This window comes from Spelaeicoccus albus, assembly GCF_013409065.1.
In the GTDB taxonomy this organism is placed as follows: domain Bacteria; phylum Actinomycetota; class Actinomycetes; order Actinomycetales; family Brevibacteriaceae; genus Spelaeicoccus; species Spelaeicoccus albus.
Genome location: NZ_JACBZP010000001.1, coordinates 2,667,224 through 2,684,694 on the forward strand (window position 1 = coordinate 2,667,224; position 17,471 = coordinate 2,684,694).

The 17,471-nt window shown below is 64.8% G+C and carries 15 protein-coding genes; 3 read left to right on the forward strand and 12 right to left on the reverse strand.

Features of this window, described 5'->3' with window-relative positions; genetic code table 11:
* Positions 1-15: 15 nt before the first annotated feature.
* Genes BJY26_RS12390 through msrB form a run of 4 tightly spaced genes read right to left on the reverse strand, consistent with a single transcriptional unit; the run spans position 16 to position 2,820 of the window.
* Complete coding sequence (locus BJY26_RS12390; protein WP_179428562.1) at positions 16-1,245, reverse strand: MFS transporter; 1,230 nt, start codon at positions 1,243-1,245, stop codon at positions 16-18.
* Positions 1,242-1,841 carry a TetR/AcrR family transcriptional regulator gene (locus BJY26_RS12395; RefSeq protein WP_179428563.1) on the reverse strand — a complete coding sequence of 200 codons (600 nt, stop codon included), beginning with the start codon at positions 1,839-1,841 and terminating at the stop codon, positions 1,242-1,244. Before BJY26_RS12395 ends, BJY26_RS12390 begins: the two co-directional genes overlap by 4 nt.
* Before the next feature lie 50 nt (positions 1,842-1,891).
* Positions 1,892-2,365 carry a GNAT family N-acetyltransferase gene (locus BJY26_RS12400; protein WP_237248951.1) on the reverse strand — a complete coding sequence of 158 codons (474 nt, stop codon included), beginning with the start codon at positions 2,363-2,365 and terminating at the stop codon, positions 1,892-1,894.
* Between the two features lie 8 nt (positions 2,366-2,373).
* Positions 2,374-2,820 (reverse strand): peptide-methionine (R)-S-oxide reductase MsrB, encoded by a 447-nt coding sequence (gene msrB, locus BJY26_RS12405; protein WP_179428565.1) that lies wholly within the window; start codon positions 2,818-2,820, stop codon positions 2,374-2,376.
* Positions 2,821-2,983: 163 nt separating this feature from the next.
* On the opposite strand from msrB, the gene BJY26_RS12410 reads away from it, so the two are divergent.
* The gene (locus BJY26_RS12410) at positions 2,984-4,210 is read left to right on the forward strand and encodes an alpha/beta hydrolase family protein (RefSeq protein ID WP_179428566.1); all 1,227 of its coding nucleotides are present in this window, start codon (positions 2,984-2,986) and stop codon (positions 4,208-4,210) included.
* On the opposite strand, the gene BJY26_RS12415 is transcribed toward BJY26_RS12410, so the two are convergent.
* Genes BJY26_RS12415 through BJY26_RS12430 form a run of 4 tightly spaced genes read right to left on the reverse strand, consistent with a single transcriptional unit; the run spans position 4,170 to position 7,159 of the window.
* Positions 4,170-4,943, reverse strand: coding sequence for a dihydrofolate reductase family protein (locus BJY26_RS12415; protein WP_179428567.1), 774 nt, complete (start codon positions 4,941-4,943; stop codon positions 4,170-4,172). The genes BJY26_RS12410 and BJY26_RS12415 overlap by 41 nt on opposite strands.
* An 11-nt stretch (positions 4,944-4,954) precedes the next feature.
* Positions 4,955-5,749 carry a L,D-transpeptidase family protein gene (locus BJY26_RS12420; protein WP_179428568.1) on the reverse strand — a complete coding sequence of 265 codons (795 nt, stop codon included), beginning with the start codon at positions 5,747-5,749 and terminating at the stop codon, positions 4,955-4,957.
* 32 nt (positions 5,750-5,781) lie between these two features.
* Positions 5,782-6,255, reverse strand: coding sequence for a SufE family protein (locus BJY26_RS12425; protein WP_179428569.1), 474 nt, complete (start codon positions 6,253-6,255; stop codon positions 5,782-5,784).
* Positions 6,256-6,265: 10 nt separating this feature from the next.
* Complete coding sequence (locus BJY26_RS12430; protein WP_179428570.1) at positions 6,266-7,159, reverse strand: sulfurtransferase; 894 nt, start codon at positions 7,157-7,159, stop codon at positions 6,266-6,268.
* A 112-nt stretch (positions 7,160-7,271) separates the two neighbouring features.
* Here BJY26_RS12430 and BJY26_RS12435 point away from each other — a divergent pair, with 112 nt between their 5' ends.
* Entirely contained in the window at positions 7,272-7,706 is a 435-nt protein-coding gene (locus BJY26_RS12435) for an HIT family protein (RefSeq protein WP_179428571.1), read from the forward strand.
* 16 nt (positions 7,707-7,722) lie between these two features.
* Here the strand turns inward: BJY26_RS12435 and BJY26_RS12440 are convergent, their stop codons facing one another.
* From BJY26_RS12440 to BJY26_RS12455, 4 genes are read right to left on the reverse strand one after another with little or no spacing between them, the layout of a single operon-like run.
* The gene (locus BJY26_RS12440) at positions 7,723-8,433 is read right to left on the reverse strand and encodes an ABC transporter ATP-binding protein (RefSeq protein WP_179428572.1); all 711 of its coding nucleotides are present in this window, start codon (positions 8,431-8,433) and stop codon (positions 7,723-7,725) included.
* Positions 8,430-9,368 (reverse strand): ABC transporter ATP-binding protein, encoded by a 939-nt coding sequence (locus tag BJY26_RS12445; RefSeq protein WP_342354667.1) that lies wholly within the window; start codon positions 9,366-9,368, stop codon positions 8,430-8,432. The genes BJY26_RS12440 and BJY26_RS12445 overlap by 4 nt, the downstream gene beginning before the upstream one ends.
* 5 nt (positions 9,369-9,373) lie before the next feature.
* A complete protein-coding gene (locus BJY26_RS12450) occupies positions 9,374-12,139 on the reverse strand; it encodes an FtsX-like permease family protein (protein ID WP_179428573.1) in 2,766 nt (921 codons plus the stop codon).
* On the reverse strand, positions 12,129-15,290 hold the full coding sequence (locus tag BJY26_RS12455; protein WP_179428574.1) for an ABC transporter permease: 3,162 nt from the start codon (positions 15,288-15,290) through the stop codon (positions 12,129-12,131). The genes BJY26_RS12450 and BJY26_RS12455 overlap by 11 nt, the downstream gene beginning before the upstream one ends.
* Before the next feature lie 333 nt (positions 15,291-15,623).
* Between BJY26_RS12455 and leuA the strand changes: the two genes are divergently transcribed.
* Positions 15,624-17,381 carry a 2-isopropylmalate synthase gene (gene leuA, locus BJY26_RS12460; RefSeq protein ID WP_179428575.1) on the forward strand — a complete coding sequence of 586 codons (1,758 nt, stop codon included), beginning with the start codon at positions 15,624-15,626 and terminating at the stop codon, positions 17,379-17,381.
* Positions 17,382-17,471 lie beyond the last annotated feature (90 nt).

Consider the following 17,471-nt stretch of genomic DNA (forward strand, 5'->3'; position numbering starts at 1 on the left):
GTATCTGGTTTGCTCTCATCGGACCGCCTTGACGGGCACTACCGCCAACGCTCCAAGTAGCGCCGTGAAGCCGGCCACCAGGAACAAGACGGTGAATCCGCCGGTGAGCGCCACAATACCGGCGCCGGCCAGCGGTGCAATTGCCTGCGGCACGGCATAGGCGATGTTCATGATTCCCAAGTCCTTGCCGCGGTCGGCCGCATTCGGCAGCACCTGCGTGGCCAGCGCTTGGTCGACGGATAAGAAGCTGCCGAACCCGAAGCCGAGGAATCCGGCAGCAACCATTGCCACCGGGAGGCTCGGCACGAAGGCCAGCAGCAGCGCGGCAATGCCTTGCAATGATGCGGCGGTGAACACGAAGACCTTTCGCCGGCCGATCACGTCGGAGAGCTTGCCGAACGACACCGCGGAGATCAGCACGAAGACCATGTAGATCGCGCTGAGCACGACCAGATCGTCCGCGGCCGACGTATCGCCCAGCCCGAACTGCAGGAAATACAGCAACAGCGTGGTTCCGAACGCGTTGCCGATGTTCACGAGCACGCGGGACAGCAGCGTCCAGCCGAAATCGGGATGGGCTCGCGGGCTTATCCAAAAGTCGGCGAGCGCCGGTTTGCGGTGCGCAGTCGAGGGAGCCGGCGGTTCCGGCACCAAGCACACGAACGGCAGCACCAGCACGACCAGAAGCACCGCCGTCAGCAGATAGCCGGCGAACTGGCCAAGCGCGAGCGCCGTCACCAAGACCAACCCGACGATGATGCCGATGGCTTGCGGCGCGGACATCCAGCCGGAGACCAGTCCGCGTTGCCGCACCGGCACCTGGTCGGAGATGATGGCCGTCAAAGCGGCCGTCAGGACGCAAAACCCCGTGAGCGCCAGACACCAGAAGATGCCGATCCCGATCATCGAATGCTGGGCGCCCAAGAGGATCAGCGCTCCGGCAAAGACCATCGTGCCGACGACCATCCACGGTCTGCGGCGTCCGAATCGGGTGGCTGTCCGATCCGACAGCATCCCGGTCACCGGATAGGCGATCAGTGCGCAGACGCCGGCAATTCCCGAAATGATGCCGAACGCCACGACCGAATCGACCCATTGGGTGGGTTGCAGTTGCAGGTCGACCTGTGTCGGCAAGAGCAGCTGGATCGGGGTCAGCTGCGCCAGCCAGATGCCGAGCCACGCCAGGGCGAACAGTGTGATCCACCGCCGCCCGACGAGCCGGCGGGGCTCGGTCGGCGCCCTCACGGTTCGTCGTCCGCGGCAAGGGACGCAAGCAAGTCGGCGGCCACATCGGCAAGGCGATCGGCCCCGGCGTCGTTACGGTCGGCAAGCCATGTCGTCGTCATGCCGTCGGTCAGTGCAATGGCCAGGCGGGCGACGTCACCCAGCGGCAGTGTCCAGCGCGTACCGGTGTGTCGGGCGGCCGCGCCGAGCAAGCCGGCGGCCAGCGACTCGTACGATCCGTATTGTTTGGCGGCAAGTCCGCGCAAGCTTGGGGTGCGCAATGCGTAAAAGGTCAGTTCGAGCATCGCTTGTTCGTGGTGGGGGTTGGCCCGCAGCAACGTCAAGTACGCGGCGAGCCCACCGCGCAACAACTCGTGGAGCGTTCCGCCGGTGGCGAGAATTCGCTCGGTGGCCGCGCGTTCGTCGGCGATGACGGTGTCGATGACGCGGCGCAGCAATTCGTCGCGAGAGGCGAACGCGTAATGGAAACTGGCCAACGACATGCCGGCTTCGGCAGTGACGGCGCGGGTTGAGGCGGCCTGGACGCCGTCACGGGCAATGACCCGCAAGGCTGCGGCGACGAGCGCCGCGCGTCGGTCGTCGATGGGAATGCGCATCGATGCGCCCCTTCCGCCAAGCAGTTAACTGGGTCGATCGACCCAGTTCATCATGCCATGACGGCGGGCCCGGGGGAAGAGGCAGCTGTGCGTTGCAGCGGCGTGTGCGGTATTCCGTCGTCGAGAAAATCCGGCCCGCACGGCGTGAAACCGTACCGGGCGTACCAGCCGGTCAAGTGCGATTGGGCGTGCATGGTCAACAACGAATCACCGTGCGTCGAGATGACGGCTTGCAACAACGACCCGGCCAAGCCCCGGCCACGATGGTCCGGGTGAGTCACGACGCGTCCGATGGCGCGGCCGGCGGGATCGAGCGAATGACCGACCTCTAGCCCGGCCGGCAGCACCCGCAGATAGGCGGCTACGTCGTCGCCGTTCGAAATGAGCACGTGCTCGGTGGCGTCGTCGAGGTCCCGCCCGTCAAGATCGAGGTACGCGCACTCCTGCTCGACGACGAACACGCGGCAGCGCAAGCGCAGGACGGCGTACGCTTCGGCGGGGGTCAAACCCGACCACGACGTCACACGGGCGTTCATGCGTCAGCGGCGCGGTCTTCGGACGTCGCCGGCACGAGCCGCAGGCTTATCGAATTGATGCAGTACCGCTCGTCGGTCGGCGTGTCATAGCCTTCGCCGGTGAACACGTGGCCCAAGTGCGAATTGCACTGCGCACAGCGGACTTCGACGCGTTCCATCCCCATCGTCGTGTCGCGGATGTAGTGCACCCGGTCTTCGGCGAGCGGGGTGTAGAACGACGGCCAGCCGCAGTGCGATCCGAACTTCGTGTCGGACGTGAACAACTCGGCGCCGCACGCCCGGCACTGGTAACTGCCGACGGAATCGGTGTCGACGTACTCGCCCGTGAACGGCGGTTCGGTCGCCGCTTGGCGGAGCACCCGGTACTCCTCCGGGGTCAACCGGCGGCGCCATTCGTCGTCGGTGATGGCCTGTGGATCGGTTCGTTCGGTTTGTTCAGTCATGAGTGTTGCGCCTTTCTGCACTGTGCCGGGCACGGGTTTTCTCACTGGGTCAACACCGGCGCCTCCCTCCGATGTTCCCATGCGGCGCCGGCCGGGGACATCGCGTGCGCCGGAGGTGCGCTAACAACGGAACGGGCATCAATGGAACAATGGGCGCGTGGCCATGAAAAGGACCCCCTCGAAGCCGGCTCGCACGCCGTGGGTGTTTCTCGGAATAGGCGCCGGTGCTTCCCTGGCAGCCGTGCTGTCGGCCGCGACGTCCGGCCTTGCCGCCTACTTCGCGCGGCGCATCGTCGTGCCCGAACGCGCCGAGGAGCCATTGGAGATCCTGCACGTGTCGGGGTTCGACGGCGAAATGTCGATCCTCTTGGCGGCGGACGACGAAACGATGGTGCCCGGGCGGTACGGTCTCGTGTTCGATGGTGGCCGCGGCCATGCGCGAATCGGCGACATCCTGGAATACGACCCGCGCGCCGGCACCGTCTTGCGCAGCGTCCTGGGCGTGGACGCCGGCACGCTGCGCAAAGCGCGGCGCGGCCGGTGGTCCGCCGCCTACTATCGCAATCCCGACGCTGCGGGCGTGCCGAGCACCGAGATCACCATGCATTCGGACGCCGGGGAGCTTCCGGCCTGGTGCATCCCGGGAAATCCGAGTGCCGTCGAAGGATTCACCGACGTGTGGGCGATACTCATTCACGGACGGGGAGGAACCCGGGCGGCGGGTCTGAGCGCCGTCCGGCCCTTGCGCAGGCTCGGCATCACCAGCCTGGCCATCGCCTACCGTAATGACGCCGAAGTGCAGCCGCCCGACGACAGCCGGTACGGCTTGGGCGACACGGAATGGCTGGACGTGGATGCGGCGATCGAGTACGCGCTGGACCACGGAGCCCGCCGGATAGTGCTCTTCGGCTGGTCGATGGGGGGCGCCATCGCTTTCCAGTCGGCATCGCGGAGCCGGTTCAAGTCGGCGATCAGCGCGCTGGTCCTGGACGCCCCGGTCGTCGACTGGTTCGCCGTGTTGGACCGGCAGGCCAAGATCAACAAGTTGCCCACCCCGGTGGCCAGGCTGTCGCTGTCGATGATTTCTCGGCCCTGGGCCCGGTGGATCACGGGCCTCGAGACACCGCTCGATCTGCACCGGATGGACTGGGTGACGCGTGCGGCCGAGCTCGACAAGCCGGTGCTGCTCATCCATAGCGACGATGACGATTTCGTGCCGTCGCGGCCGTCGCACCTGCTGGCGCGGGCACGGTCCGACCTCGTGACGATGCCGGTCTATGACACGGCCCGTCACACCAAGGAATGGAACGTCGACCCTGAGCGGTGGGACGACGACGTCGCCCGGTTCCTCAGCGGCGTCCTGAGCCGTCCGGGCTCTCGGGGCGACTGACGAGCCACCGGCCGATCAGTGAATCGCCTGCTCCGAGGAGCGTGTGAGCAGCGAACCGGGTGTCCAGTCGCACGCCTTGGACGATCCGTCCGGCCTCGCCGCCGCGCGCTTCCAAGCCGATTGTCAGGTCGAGTTCGTCAACGAGATCGGCAGCGAGCAGTCCGCCCAGCAGGTGCGGCCCGCCTTCGGAAAGTATCCGCGTGAGACCGCGTGCCGTCAACTCGTCGACGGCTGTCGGGAGATCGACCGCCGTGTCGCCCGCTATGAGCACGGCGTCGTCGCCGGCGCGGGCGCTGAATTCCCGGACGGCGTCCGGATCGGCCGTGCGGCACGTGAGAAGCAGCGGCTGACCGCCGTCGGCCGAGAACAGCCTGTCGACATCGACGCGCCCGGTTGCGCTGACGATTGCCAGCAGTGGGCCGCCGGGACGACGGACATCGGCCCGGCCGTGCTCGTGCGAGAGCCGAGTGTAGCGCTCGACGCGGGCCGTCTCGGCGCCGATCAGGACGACGTCCGACCAGGCACGAAGCGTTTGGAATACGGACTTGTCCGAGTCCGATGAGATACTGCCGGACCGGCCGTCGGCCCCCATGGCGGCGCCGTCGAGAGTGGAGACCATATTGACGCGCAGCCATCGTGCCGCTTCGGTAGTGCCTGCCGCATACAGTTCCGCGAGTCGGTCGTCGTCCACGGCGGTGTCGGGGGAGTCGGGCGGCGGCATGAGTTGGCGCACGTGGGGATCTCCTAACGCGAGATGACGGGTTTCGGCCCGGTGACGATGACCGGTCGCGCCTTGGGGTCGAGGTGGGTCAGCAGGAATTTCATGCCGGACTGGGGCAGCGTGATGCATCCGTGCGTCGGGCTGTGGTGGTCGACGTGCAGCCAGATCTTGCCGCCGCGGGCTGCTCCGTGCGGATGCCGACTATCCGTCGGTTTCGATCCGGCCACGCGGTTGAAATTGATGGCTATCAAGTAATTGAATACTTTTTTGAAGGAGTCGCCGTAGGTTGCTGCCGCAGCGCTTCGGTACGCCGGGTCGCGGTCGTACGACAGCTTGGTTCCCGGATTCGCCAGGTACCCGCCGGCGTCGGTCAGTCCGAACACGCCGATCGGGGTTGTGGCGTCCCCGACCGAGCGGTGCTTCTTCCAGCCGTTCTTGCCGTTGTGTCCGGGCCAATCATCGACGGCCTTCCATGTACCGTCGGCGACCAACCGGTACATGGTGGTGTGGGCGCGGCTCCCCGTCTTCGTCTCGGTCGCGGACACGAGGACCTGCGTCGTCCGTTTGGGGATCTGCCGCATGGTGTGCGGGCCGATCCCCGGGATGGCGTGGCGGGTCGGACGCGTTCCGGGCGAGCGCTGGCCCGGGCCCGGAATGGGATCGCCGGGCTCGGCCGAGCTGCGCGACGGCGATGCGTCGCGGGCGCGGTCCGTTGCGGCGGTCAGGGTGCCCCCGCAACCGGTCAGCGCCGCGGCGGTCATCCCGACCGCGGCGCAGGCAGTGAGGCAGGTCCGCACGACCGAGGCAGCGTGACGCATGCGCACTACTTTGCCACCATCTCGCCGTCGAATCAGTTCGGCCGGCTGTGCGCCGGGGCGGTCAACGCGGCGATCTGGTGCTTGATGCGCGCCAGCATGGCGCCCATCCCGCGCATGCGCAACGGCGACACTGCGTCGGTCAGGCCGAACCGGCCGGGCAGATCCGCCGGAACATTCATGATCGTGTCCACAGTTGCGCCGTCCAGGCCTTCCGCCAAGATGCCGGCGAAGCCCTTGGTCGTGGGCGATTCGGCCGGAGCGTGGAAGAACAGGTGCACGGCGCGCTCGTCCGGGTCCGACGGCGTGTCATCCACTTCGACCTTCAAGAACAGCGGCGACTGGCATTCTTCGACCCGTTCCAGGAGTTCCGGATGGTCGGTCAGACGTGCCGGAAGGTCGGGAAGTTCCTGCGAGAATTCGAGCAGCATTTGCAGCCGGTCCCGTGCGGAGACCGCCTGGAAGTCATCGACTATCTCGCCCAACGCGAAAGGTAAATCGGTTCTCATTACCTTAATTCTAAACGGTTCCGGGGTCGTCGCCGCGCGTGATCGGTGCGCGGACCAGCGAACCCCATTCGGACCAGGACCCATCGTAGTTGCGCACCGTCGGCATACCGAGCAGATGGTGCAGGACGAACCACGTGTGGGAAGACCGTTCGCCGATCCGGCAGTAGGCCACTATGTCGTCGTCGCCGGAGAGGCCGACTTCGCCCTCGTAGATATCGGAAAGCTCGCGGCGGGATTTGAACCTGCCGTCGTCGGCGGCGGCGCGGCCCCACGGCACGCTCACTGCCGTCGGGATGTGACCGCCGCGCAGCGCGCCTTCTTCGGGGTAATCCGGTGCCGAGATGCGCTCCCCGGTGTATTCCTGGGGTGAGCGAACGTCAACGAGCGGTCCGCGGCCGATGTGGCGGGCCACGTCGTCGCGATAGGCACGCAACTCGTCGTCGCGGCGTTCCACCACCGGGTAATTGGACGGAGTCCGCTCGGGCTGTTCGGTGGTCATGGGGCGGCCTTCGGCCATCCAGGCGGCACGCCCGCCGTCGAGAAGCCGGACGTCCTCGTGGCCGAACAGCGAGAACACCCAGAGCGCGTACGCGGCCCACCAGTTACTTTTGTCGCCGTAGACGACTATGGTGTCGTCGCGGTCGATTCCCTTCGCGGACATCAAGCGGGCAAATCCTTCGCCGTTCAGGTAGTCGCGCGTGACCTGGTCGTTGAGTTCCGTATGCCAGTCGACTTTCACCGATCCGGGAATATGCCCGGTTTCGTACAACAGCACGTCCTCGTCGGATTCGACGACGGCGAGTCCGTCGTCGCCCAGGTGCTCGGCCAGCCAGTCCGTCGAAACGAGGCGCTCGGGATGGGCGTATTCGCTGAACTGCGGGTTGGTCTCTTTTTCAACTGTCATAGTCGTAACGGTACCCGCGACCTGCGACATTTCGGCTGCTGCCCCCGCGGAATTCCGGTCGGCCGGCCGGAGGGCTGGGGATCCGTCGGAGCTCGCCAGTATTGTGGGAACCATGACTGATGGATGCTTGTTCTGCGATATCGCGGCCGGAACCATTCCGAGCCGGCCGGTGGCGACTACCGAGACGACGTACGCGTTCATGGATATCCATCCGGCTTCGGATGGTCACTTGCTCGTCGTCCCGCGCCGCCACAGCACCGATCTGCGCGATATTGAGCCGCAGGATCTGACCGACGTGACCTTGGAAGCGCAGCGGATCGCGCGTGCCATGTTCGATGCGTGGGACGTCGATGGGGTCAACCTGCTCAACTGCTGCGGGGAGGATGCCTGGCAAAGCGTGTTTCATTTCCACCTGCATGTGATCCCGCGGTACCGGGACAAGGGCAAGGACCGTCTCGTGCTTCCGTTTGAGCCGAACGTCCCGGGCGATCCCGACGTGATGAACGACCTGAGCCGGTCGCTTTCGGACGCCCTGAAGTCCGCCTGACGCTGGGTCACGCGGTCTATTGGACGGCGTGGCGGCCGCCCCGTCGATGTTCGCTCAATCGTCCGTCGTGGATGTCGAACACGCGGTCGGCACGCGCTACAAGCAGCGGATCATGGGTGGCAATAACCGCGGAGATGCCGTCGGCCCGTACGAGAGTACCGATCAAGTTCATGATGGTCGATGCGCTCGCACTGTCGAGTTGGCCGGTCGGTTCGTCCGCGAACAGCACCCGCGGCCTGTTCACCAGGGCGCGAGCAATGCCGACGCGTTGTTGCTGACCGCCGGAGAGCTCGGCCGGGCGCTGTTCGGCATGCTCACTCAGGCCGACGCGAGCCAGCATCTCGGCGACGCGGACGGTGCGCTCGGACGGGTTCACGCGTAGTAGACGTAGCGGAACCTCGACGTTCTCCGTTGCGGAGAGCATCGGCAACAAGCCGAAAGACTGGAACACGTACCCGATCAACGAGCGTCGCATTTCCACAGCCATATTCTCGGCCATGTCCGTAATCTTCCGGTCACCGATCCACACTTCGCCGGCTGTCGGCGTGTCCAGCCCCGCGAGTAGGTTGAGTAGCGTCGTTTTGCCGGCGCCCGACGGTCCGCGGACGACGACAAGTTCGGCGGGGAACAAATCGAAGTCCACTGCATTGCATGCGTGAACGACGCCCCCGGCCGATGTGAAGACCCGACCGATGCCGCGTGCCCGTAGCGCCGCCGCACTGCTCATTCGTTCTCCTCCGGATCGACCGGGCTATCGGTGACGCGGTGTTCGTGCGGCTCACCATCGAGTGACGTCGGGGCGCTCGGAAACACTCCGACGTGGTCGGCTTCGAGCGCCAATCTGACGCGTTCGCGCATATTCAGCGTCGTGATGAATTCCTCGGGGAGCTGTAGCCGTCCGGCCTTGTCCAGCACGGCGAATTCCTCGGAGAACATTTCTTCGTTGCCGCCTTCGCCGCGTTCGGTGCGGCGAAGTACCTCGGTCGACGTCCGACCGTCACGGATCTGTACGGTCCGCCGGACGTGCTCAGAGACCGTCGGATCGTGGGTGACGATGAGCGTGGTGATGCCCGTGTGTTCGTTGACCTCGCGAATTGCGTTGAGCACGTCTGCGGACGTGTCCTCGTCAAGTTCGCCGGTAGGCTCGTCGGCAAGCAGGACGCGCGGCGAATTGGCGATGGCGACGGCGACTGCGACGCGTTGCTGTTGACCGCCGGAGAGCTCGGCGGGACGCCGCGCGGCCAAATCGGAAGTACCGAGCAGGTCGAGTAGTTCGCGGGCCCGTGCTCGGCGATTTTTGGCGCCGCTGAGCGCCAGCGGCAGCGTGACGTTTTCCTCTGCGGTGAGAAAGGGGAGAAGATTCCGACTTGTTTGCTGCCAGACGAAGCCGACCGAGTGACGTTGGTACGCTACTCGCCGTCCGCGGCGTAGGTTGGTCAATTCGACGCCTGCGACCTGAGCGGTGCCGGCAGTTGGCGTGTCGATTCCGGAAAGGATGTTCAGCAGCGTCGACTTTCCAGACCCCGAAGCCCCGACGAGCGCCGTCATTTCGCCCCGTGCCATATGCAGGTTCAACCCCTGCAGCGCTTGAACCTCGATCCCTTTCGTCGCGTAAATTCGCACGAGGTCGTGACATTCGACGTCGGCTTGTGCCGTCTCCACATCGATCACCTTTCCTCGTTGGCTCTCAGTACAGCCGCCGGCGAGACCCGGCTCGCGATGCGGATGGCCATGGTAACGCCGATAGTCACGATTCCGATGAATACGGCAAAGGAACCGCTCATGATCAGCGGGTCGACGCTCGGCGTGGGAACTGCCTGGCCGCCCGTAAACGGCCGGAAGTCGACGACGGCGGTCGTCAGTAGCGGAAGAAGCCAACCGAGAAGAGTTCCGGCGATCGCCGCCGTGACAATGACCGGCCCGATCTCCCACAGGACGAGTAGGCCGCTTTGCCGTCGGCTGACGCCGTACGAACGGAGAATTGCGACAAGCCGGTCCCGAGCGGGCGCCGCGACGATGAGCATCATCGCAGTGGCTGCCGCCGCCAAGGCCGCCGACAGAACCAGGGAGATCGCCAAACCGACCTGCAGCGCTCGAGTCGACGGTTGGCTGTTGATCGATGCTGCTTCGGACTCTCGGGTCGCATAGCTGGCGTCCGATCCGACGACGGCGCGAAGCTGCCGTGCCGCTACACGGTCCGAGACTCCGGGTCCGGTCGAGGCCAGCAGCGTAGTCGGAAAGAGGTTGTGCAGGCCCATGACTTTCGCATACGCCGCGGAGTCCATCAGGATCCAGTTATCGCCCGCGGTGATGCCGAAAGCGTGGGGTTGCACCTGCACGTAGTCGAAGGCGACGCTGTGTTCGGGGCTGAGTGCGACATGCGTCTGTTTGGTGCTGACGCCGGTTCCGGCTATCACCGGTATCTGCCGGCCGGCCCCGACGGATGTCTGTCGGGGTTCACGGATACCGCCCGGCAAGGATTGTTGCACGTCGGCCAGATCGGCGAGATCGGCGACGAACAGTCGAACGTTACCGGTTTCAAGCGCGGAATTGTTGGGGGCCCAGATGGTCACAAGACCCTGGTCCGACACCGCAGCGGCGACGTCCACGGCACGTATTTTTCGAATTGCGGCGAGCTTTTTCCGGCTGAAGACCGGTCCGTTGACTTGCACGTCTGCCCCGACGCGCTGTTGGGCGGCGTCGGCGATGCCGTCCTGAACCGTTGAGAGCATAATGCCCGAGAACGCGGCGGTGCCGAATCCGACGATGAGGACGAGCGCCGGAATGAAACCCGCGTGACGTTCACGGACTGACCGCGCGGAGCCCAGGAAACCGATTAAGCCGCGGCCTCGCCCCAGCCCCCTCGTGACCATCAGCATCGGGATGGGGAAGAGTCGAAGAGCGACGACGCACACGGAGAGCGCCAGAAGCAACGGGGTGACGGCGATGAGTGGGTCGATTCGCGCGGCCGCGCCACCCGCCGCGCCCTGCCGCGACACGAGATAGACAGAGGCGGCCGTCGCGACCAGTACGAGCATTTCGACGATCCATCTCAAGTGACTGGGCGAGCCGAGCTGCAGGTCGGATCGTTGCGGACGAGTCGGGTCGGCGCCCGCCGTCCAGGCAAAGAACATTCCCGGCAACACGCCGGCCAGGAGAGGAAGCAGCAGCGACATGACGGTCGTGTGTGCGGGGATCAGCAGGTACGCTCCTCCGACGGCGAGGATTGCTGCCGGAACGCCGAGTGCCAGCCCCTCGAGCGCTATCGGCACTCGGCGTTGCAGGCTGCTGGCGCCGCGTGCGGCAATCAACGTCAGCGCATGCCGACGACGGTTGATGAAAATCCTTGACGCCAGAGCGAGGACGGCGAGGGCCACCCCGACCGGTGCCGAAGCGAGCAAAGCCAGCACTTTGTTCGTCGATGCGGCGCGGGCGGTGACGGCGTCGATTGTCTCGATGACGCCAGTTGACAGTGATCGCCCCGTCGGTGACCGGTACTGGCTCACCGCCGGGTACTGAAAGGTCTGCGACGTGAATGAACGCAACTGTGCTGCGATCGTGTGTGCGTCGGAAATCTGCAGAGATCCGGTTTTCAGCGGGATTTGGGCGCGGAGTGTCAGCCCCGCCCCGTAGTCGGTGAACGCGCCCCATCCCGCGGGGTTGATGAATGCCGCCCCCTCGACGGTCTTCGGACCGTTCGCCGGCTCTCGAATGTTCGGATACAGTTTGCCGGAGTTTGCCGCCCAGAAGTCGGCTCCCGGATCGACGGCTCGGAATTCGCCGACGAGTCGCACGACTAGCTGACCGATGCCGGACACGGTGTTCGTGCGGGTCGTCCGCTGCCGGCCGATCTTCCACCCCATCTTTTTGGCTGTTGTCGTCGATAACATGACTTCGATGGGCGCGGGGCGAGAGTCGGTCAGTGCACCGTCATAGGATTTCGGCCGTCGTCCATGCACGATGTGTACTCTCGAGCGAATGTCCGGAACCGCGTTGAACCGAACCGACAGATCAGCATGCATCGCCGATGGGCTGATCTCGTAATCATTGGTGGAGGCGACATACGTGGGTGCGGCAAGCATCCGACGTAGCGGAAGGGGAGCGGAACGCTTGATGTGCGCCATCTGATCGGCGGTGGTGCCCCAGACGTCATCGGTTGCTGCGTTCCACCCGTACCGGTCGGGATTTGACGATTGCCCGGGTTGCATTGCCGTGCCGGTGGTGGTGACTTCGATATTGCGGAGGTTCGGCGAGACGTTGTCGACGTCGTGTCGCAATTCGGCCGAGAACATGTGGTCGACGGCTCGCGGCCATGCAGCCAACAAGGCCGAGACGACGAGAACGATGATGACGACGACCGCAGAGGCCCCTCGCGCCGATCCGGCTTGTCTCAGCAGGAGACCGGGTAGGCCGGTGCGCGATTTACGCGCCATGCGGGCCCACCTCCCGGATATCCGTGTCGGTGTACTCGCGACGGGTGCGGATCCCGCTGATCAAACTGATCAGGCCGAGCAAAATCAGGAAGAAGATGATGGAGGCGAGCCACCACCACAGGTCCAGGTGCAGTGGGACTGTCGACTCCGCCGGCAATCGTGGAATTGCTGATCGAGTCAATCCGGCCACGACGCCTATTGCGACGACGGCGCCGGCCACCATCCCGGCCGCCGTTGCCGCACTCGTCACGCCGAGAAGCTCAACCCGTCTGCTGACGATGAGTTGCCGCAGTGACACACCGACGGCGCGTAACGAGATCAGCTCGGTTCGGCGTCTTCCCCACAGGGAAAGCTCGAAAGCAATGATTGCCGTCGTGGTCAGTAGGAGGGACCCGATGGCACCGGCCCAAAAGCTCTCGTTGACGGGAGTCAGCAGCTCCTTCGATACTCCGGAATCCGGTGTGCTGACTGTGGCGGCAGGATCGACGCCCAGCACGCGCGATTCGGTTTGCTCCGGTCGGTCCGAAGCCGCCCAGATTTCGTTCGGCTGAGGTAAACCGGCGCCCGCGCGCAACAGTGAATCTTCGTACGCCGCGAGGTCCGTCAGCACTGCCGGTTTCGTCGTCGTCCCGGGAACGACGGGGACGGCGTCCACGATTGTGGCATCGATGGGTGCCGATGGATCTGCTAAATGCACGATGTCGCCGACGTGCTTGTCGATCAACGGGAGCGCGCTTTGACTGACTATGGCCGGCACGGGGAGGCGCGGGCCGGGAGGCATCAGGCGCACCGTACTGGTCTTCGTGCTGTCCACGACTTTGCCGGCGTATCCGAAGCCGCGGGCCCGGACGCGATAACCCGGAGTGGAAGCGTCCGGTTGCGGTTTCCAATCGACGGCGTGGATGTCGACGGCGGCCGCGTGTCCCGACCGGTCGACGCTGTGCAGATCGTCGACGGAGAATTTGTAGCTACCCGGCCCGAACGTGGCCCCGATCGAGCTGTCGAGTGCGACGATGCGCCAACTGCCGTCGGTGGCCGGCAGCCGAGCCGTGAGGGTCGTGTGGCGATTTTGTGGGCCGTGCCTGAGCGCCTTCGTCAGCGCGATGGGCTGTAGGTCCAGAACGGCCAGCGATCCGTGGCCGTTCGCTACGGTGATGCGCGTCTGCGATTGAAACGATCCGAAATGTTGCCATCCGAGATCTCTCCACCGCGGATTGTTCAAGTTCAACGACGCCGTGAGCGTGACACTCAGCGAGACTTTCCGAGCGCTCGACGGCAACGGAATGCCATGCAACGGAGCCGGCCCCGGGAGGGACAGTTTTTGCTGCAAGTCGCTCATCGACACGCCGGCAGGATTCGGCATGACGGCCGTCACGGCGCGCCGGGGAATCGAGGTGAGGGTGACGGCGCTATTGTTCAGCTCGGTGTTTTCGATCAGAACAGGCACGGTGTCGGGAACTACTTGGCTGAGTTCGCGACTTTCCGTGGCTGCGTCGTGCGACGGCGTGATGCGCACGGCAGCGCCGTTTTCCAACAGAGCCGATGATCTTTGAGCCGGTTGCCAGGAGCCGGAATATGATGCCGCAAGCGTGAGCCCGCCGACGGCGAACACTGTCAGGACCACCGGGACCGCAAACGTGAGAATCCGGCGCGAGACCTGGGCGAGCGGCAGAGCGGGCAGCAGACTCGGCCGCCGAGCGGAGATACGGTGGCATAAGCGACTGACCGGTCCGAACGCAAGCAGTGCCAGTAGCGCGAGTGCCAGCAAAACCAATCCGGGAGTCGCGATGACCAGCGGGTCAGCGGCCGATGCCGCGCGATCAATCGACGAGCCGGTGACGGCTCGGAACCGCGTGAGCGAAATGACTGCGGCGATGCACACCAGCAACACGCTGCCCGCCGCGACCGCCGATTCCACGCGGACGCCGACGCCCGTATCACGGCGACGACGGCCCCCGCGGACACCGCTCGTAGCGACAATAGCCGTGGAGGCGACGAATACGCCGGCCGTGATGAACGGCAGGAGCGGCGACGTGCGCAATGTTCCGGTTGCCACCCAATCGGCGACGAGCCCGGCGCAACTTCCGACCACGCAACCAGCCGCGGCCACAGTTGCGGCCTCGAAGATCGTCAGGCCCGTCACCTGGCGCGCGGAAATGCCTCGAACGCGCAGCAGGGCGTACTCGTCCTGCCGCGCCGCGGCGAGCAGCTTGGCTACCTGGAATAAGGCCACCAGGCTCGTGATGGCAATGAGGACAAGAGGAACGGAGCCGATGGCTCGTGACGCCCTCAGCCCTGCCGAAATCGTTCGAAGCGTGGATTGCAGCTCTCCGTCGCTCAAGACGCCTCGCACGTTGAACGCCGAATTATTGCTGAGCGGCGGCACAAGATTTCCGAGCCCGTGCAAGAGCGGCTCAATCTGGTCCGGATTGAGCGAAGACAAATTTGGCCGAATTGTCCAATACACGGTCGGCGTCGAATCGAACGCAGCGAGCGCAGAGGCGCCGGTGATGGCCAGTCCCGCGCTCTGACTCGCCGAGCTGGAGGCGGTGTACCAGTACGTCGAGCTCGGGTGGGTTTTCCGATATGTGCCCACGACCTTCAGGTGCGTCGTTTGGCCCGTGACGCCCGCCGTCATGAGGTCACCCGTGTGCACTTCGAGCGTCTGAGCGGTACCGGCATCGATAGTGATCGGTACCGGTTCGCCGGCTTCCGGTGCTCGAGCATTCGAGGCCCAGACTCCGGAAGCGAGTGAAGCGTGTGATTGTATATGCGGCAGATTGCCGATCGCCAGCGTTCGGTCACGGTCGGCATCGACGTGCTTGTTCCCGATTTGCCTGAGTGGCTCTCCCTCGATCCGTACACTTCGCTGGACCGTATAACTGTTCGGCGGCAATTGCTCCGCCAGCAGCGAGTCCAGCACATGGTCCTGCTTGGTCCGATTGTCCGCCAGACGCGTGTGAATCTGCGTCACGCGCGAATTGGCGCGGCCGGAGTCAAGAATCGATCGGACGCCCTGTTGAGATTCCGCGTCCAGATATCCGGCTATGCCGACGGAAAACGCCGCGATGACCGCCACCAGCAGGAAGGTCGCCGACAGCAGCCCTTTTTGAGCAGCGGAGTGTTTGACCGCGAGGCCGCTGATACGCACTGATAATGCCCTGGATCGCTCGGAAGTCTTGAGTCGTTGGTCGTTGAAGTGTTGTCAACCTAGCACCCGCGTACTGATGGTCGCGGCCTCTTTCGCGGAAACGGTCAGTGAGTGTCGCAATATTGTTACCTTGCCGGCCCACGACGGGCTGCGCACGCGCCGTCCGGCGTCGAAAGCTTGCGGCGTCGGGGCGCGAGCGAGTAGTTTTGATGACGTGCACTCGCATCAGCTTCTCCTTCGCTGCCGCGCCGAGGTCCTCTAAGAGGCCGAATCCTCGTCGCGGAGTTCGTGCTGTCGGCCGCTCAGTCCAGCCAGCGACACCGATGAGGAATCATGCACCACACCCAGCAGCCCACTCCGATGCCGGTACACAAATATCGGCCTTTCCATACGCGCATCGACGCCGATCTGCCCGACCGTACGTGGCCGACCAAGCGGATTGAAAAGGCGCCGCGCTGGCTCACCACCGACCTGCGTGACGGCAATCAAGCGCTGATCGACCCGATGACCCCCGAACGCAAGCGCCGCATGTACGACTTGCTCGTGTCGATGGGGTACAAGGAGATCGAAGTCGGATTTCCGGCCGCCAGCCAGGTCGATTTCGACTTCGTCCGGCATCTGGTGGACGAAGATCTGGTTCCGGACGACGTGCGGATTTCAGTGCTCACCCAGGCACGCGAAGACTTGATCGAACGCACGGTGCAGTCCCTCGAAGGGATCAAGAACGCCACCGTCCACATGTATAACGCCGCCGCACCGGTATTCCGGAAAGTCGTTTTCGGATTCGACGGTGACGGCCGAGCCGAATGCCGTAACATCGCGGTCCAAGGCACACAGGCCGTCATGAAGTATGCATCCGAGTATCTGCCCGATTCCAATTTCGGGTACGAATATTCGCCCGAGATCTTCATGGATACCGAACCCGACTTCGCGCTCGAGATCGTGGGCGCCGTCCTCGATACGTGGGGCCCGGCGTCCGACCGGGAGACAGTCGTCAATCTGCCGTGCACGGTCGAGCGGTCGACGCCGAACGTGTTCGCCGACCAGATCGAATACATGAGCCGGAATATGCCCTACCGGGACGACGTCGCCTTGTCGGTGCACACGCACAACGACAGGGGCACGGCTGTCGCTTCGGCCGAACTGGCGGTCATGGCCGGCGCCGACCGCGTCGAGGGCTGCCTGTTCGGCAACGGTGAACGCACCGGCAACGTCGACCTGGTCACCTTGGGGCTCAACCTCTACAGCCAAGGAGTCGACCCGCAGATCGACTTCTCCAACATCGACGAAGTCGTGCGTACCGTCGAGTACTGCAACCAGATCGGCGTCCATGAACGTCACCCGTACGGCGGCGACCTCGTTTACACGTCGTTCTCGGGATCGCATCAGGACGCCATCAAGAAGGCCTTCGACGATCGCGAACGCCGCGCCGTGGCCGAGGGGATCTCGGTCGACCAGTACGAGTGGGATATGCCGTATCTGCCGCTCGACCCGAAAGACGTCGGACGCAGCTACGAAGCGGTCATCCGCGTGAATTCGCAGTCCGGCAAGGGCGGAGTGTCGTATCTGCTCAAGAGCGAATACCAGCTCGACCTGCCGCGTCGCCTGCAGGTGGAATTCTCACAAGTCGTTCAGCGCCGTACCGAGTCCGAAGGCGGTGAAGTGTCCGCGGCCACGCTGTGGCAGATCTTCTCGGACGAATATCTGCCGTCGACGCACTCCGAGCAGCCGGCGTGGGGAACGTTTGCGCTGACCGGCGTGCGGACCGAGTCCGGTGCCGATGATGCTCCGCGCAATTCGGAGACTCTCACCGTGGACATGAGCGTGAACGGCGACGAGCACACCGTCACGGGCCGGGGGAACGGGCCCGTTGCGGCGTTCGTCAACGTTCTGAGCGAGGATTTCGACGTCGACGTGCGGGTGCAGGACTACGTCGAACACGCGATGGGGGCCGGCGGCGACGCGCAGGCGGCCGCATATGTCGAGTGCGTGGTGGGCGATCGCGTGCTGTGGGGTGTCGGTCTCGACCCGAACATCACCACCGCCACGCTGAAGGCAGTGATCTCGGCGGTCAATCGCGCCACCCGCTGATCGGTCCGCCGCTTGTCGTGGCTCCGCCGAGTGGTGGCGAACGGCTGTCCCCTTCCGCCGAGTGGTGGCGAATGGCTGCAGAATCGCCGA

What these genes read in the sequence shown, in the direction of transcription:
- BJY26_RS12450 (WP_179428573.1), bottom strand. Translation starts at nt 12,139, where the DNA reads ATGGCGCGTAAATCGCGCACCGGCCTACCCGGTCTCCTGCTGAGACAA.
- BJY26_RS12435 (WP_179428571.1), top strand. Translation starts at nt 7,272, where the DNA reads ATGACTGATGGATGCTTGTTCTGCGATATCGCGGCCGGAACCATTCCG.
- BJY26_RS12410 (WP_179428566.1), top strand. Translation starts at nt 2,984, where the DNA reads ATGAAAAGGACCCCCTCGAAGCCGGCTCGCACGCCGTGGGTGTTTCTC.
- BJY26_RS12420 (WP_179428568.1), bottom strand. Translation starts at nt 5,749, where the DNA reads ATGCGTCACGCTGCCTCGGTCGTGCGGACCTGCCTCACTGCCTGCGCC.
- BJY26_RS12395 (WP_179428563.1), bottom strand. Translation starts at nt 1,841, where the DNA reads ATGCGCATTCCCATCGACGACCGACGCGCGGCGCTCGTCGCCGCAGCC.
- leuA (WP_179428575.1), top strand. Translation starts at nt 15,624, where the DNA reads ATGCACCACACCCAGCAGCCCACTCCGATGCCGGTACACAAATATCGG.
- BJY26_RS12440 (WP_179428572.1), bottom strand. Translation starts at nt 8,433, where the DNA reads ATGAGCAGTGCGGCGGCGCTACGGGCACGCGGCATCGGTCGGGTCTTC.
- msrB (WP_179428565.1), bottom strand. Translation starts at nt 2,820, where the DNA reads ATGACTGAACAAACCGAACGAACCGATCCACAGGCCATCACCGACGAC.
- BJY26_RS12430 (WP_179428570.1), bottom strand. Translation starts at nt 7,159, where the DNA reads ATGACAGTTGAAAAAGAGACCAACCCGCAGTTCAGCGAATACGCCCAT.
- BJY26_RS12425 (WP_179428569.1), bottom strand. Translation starts at nt 6,255, where the DNA reads ATGAGAACCGATTTACCTTTCGCGTTGGGCGAGATAGTCGATGACTTC.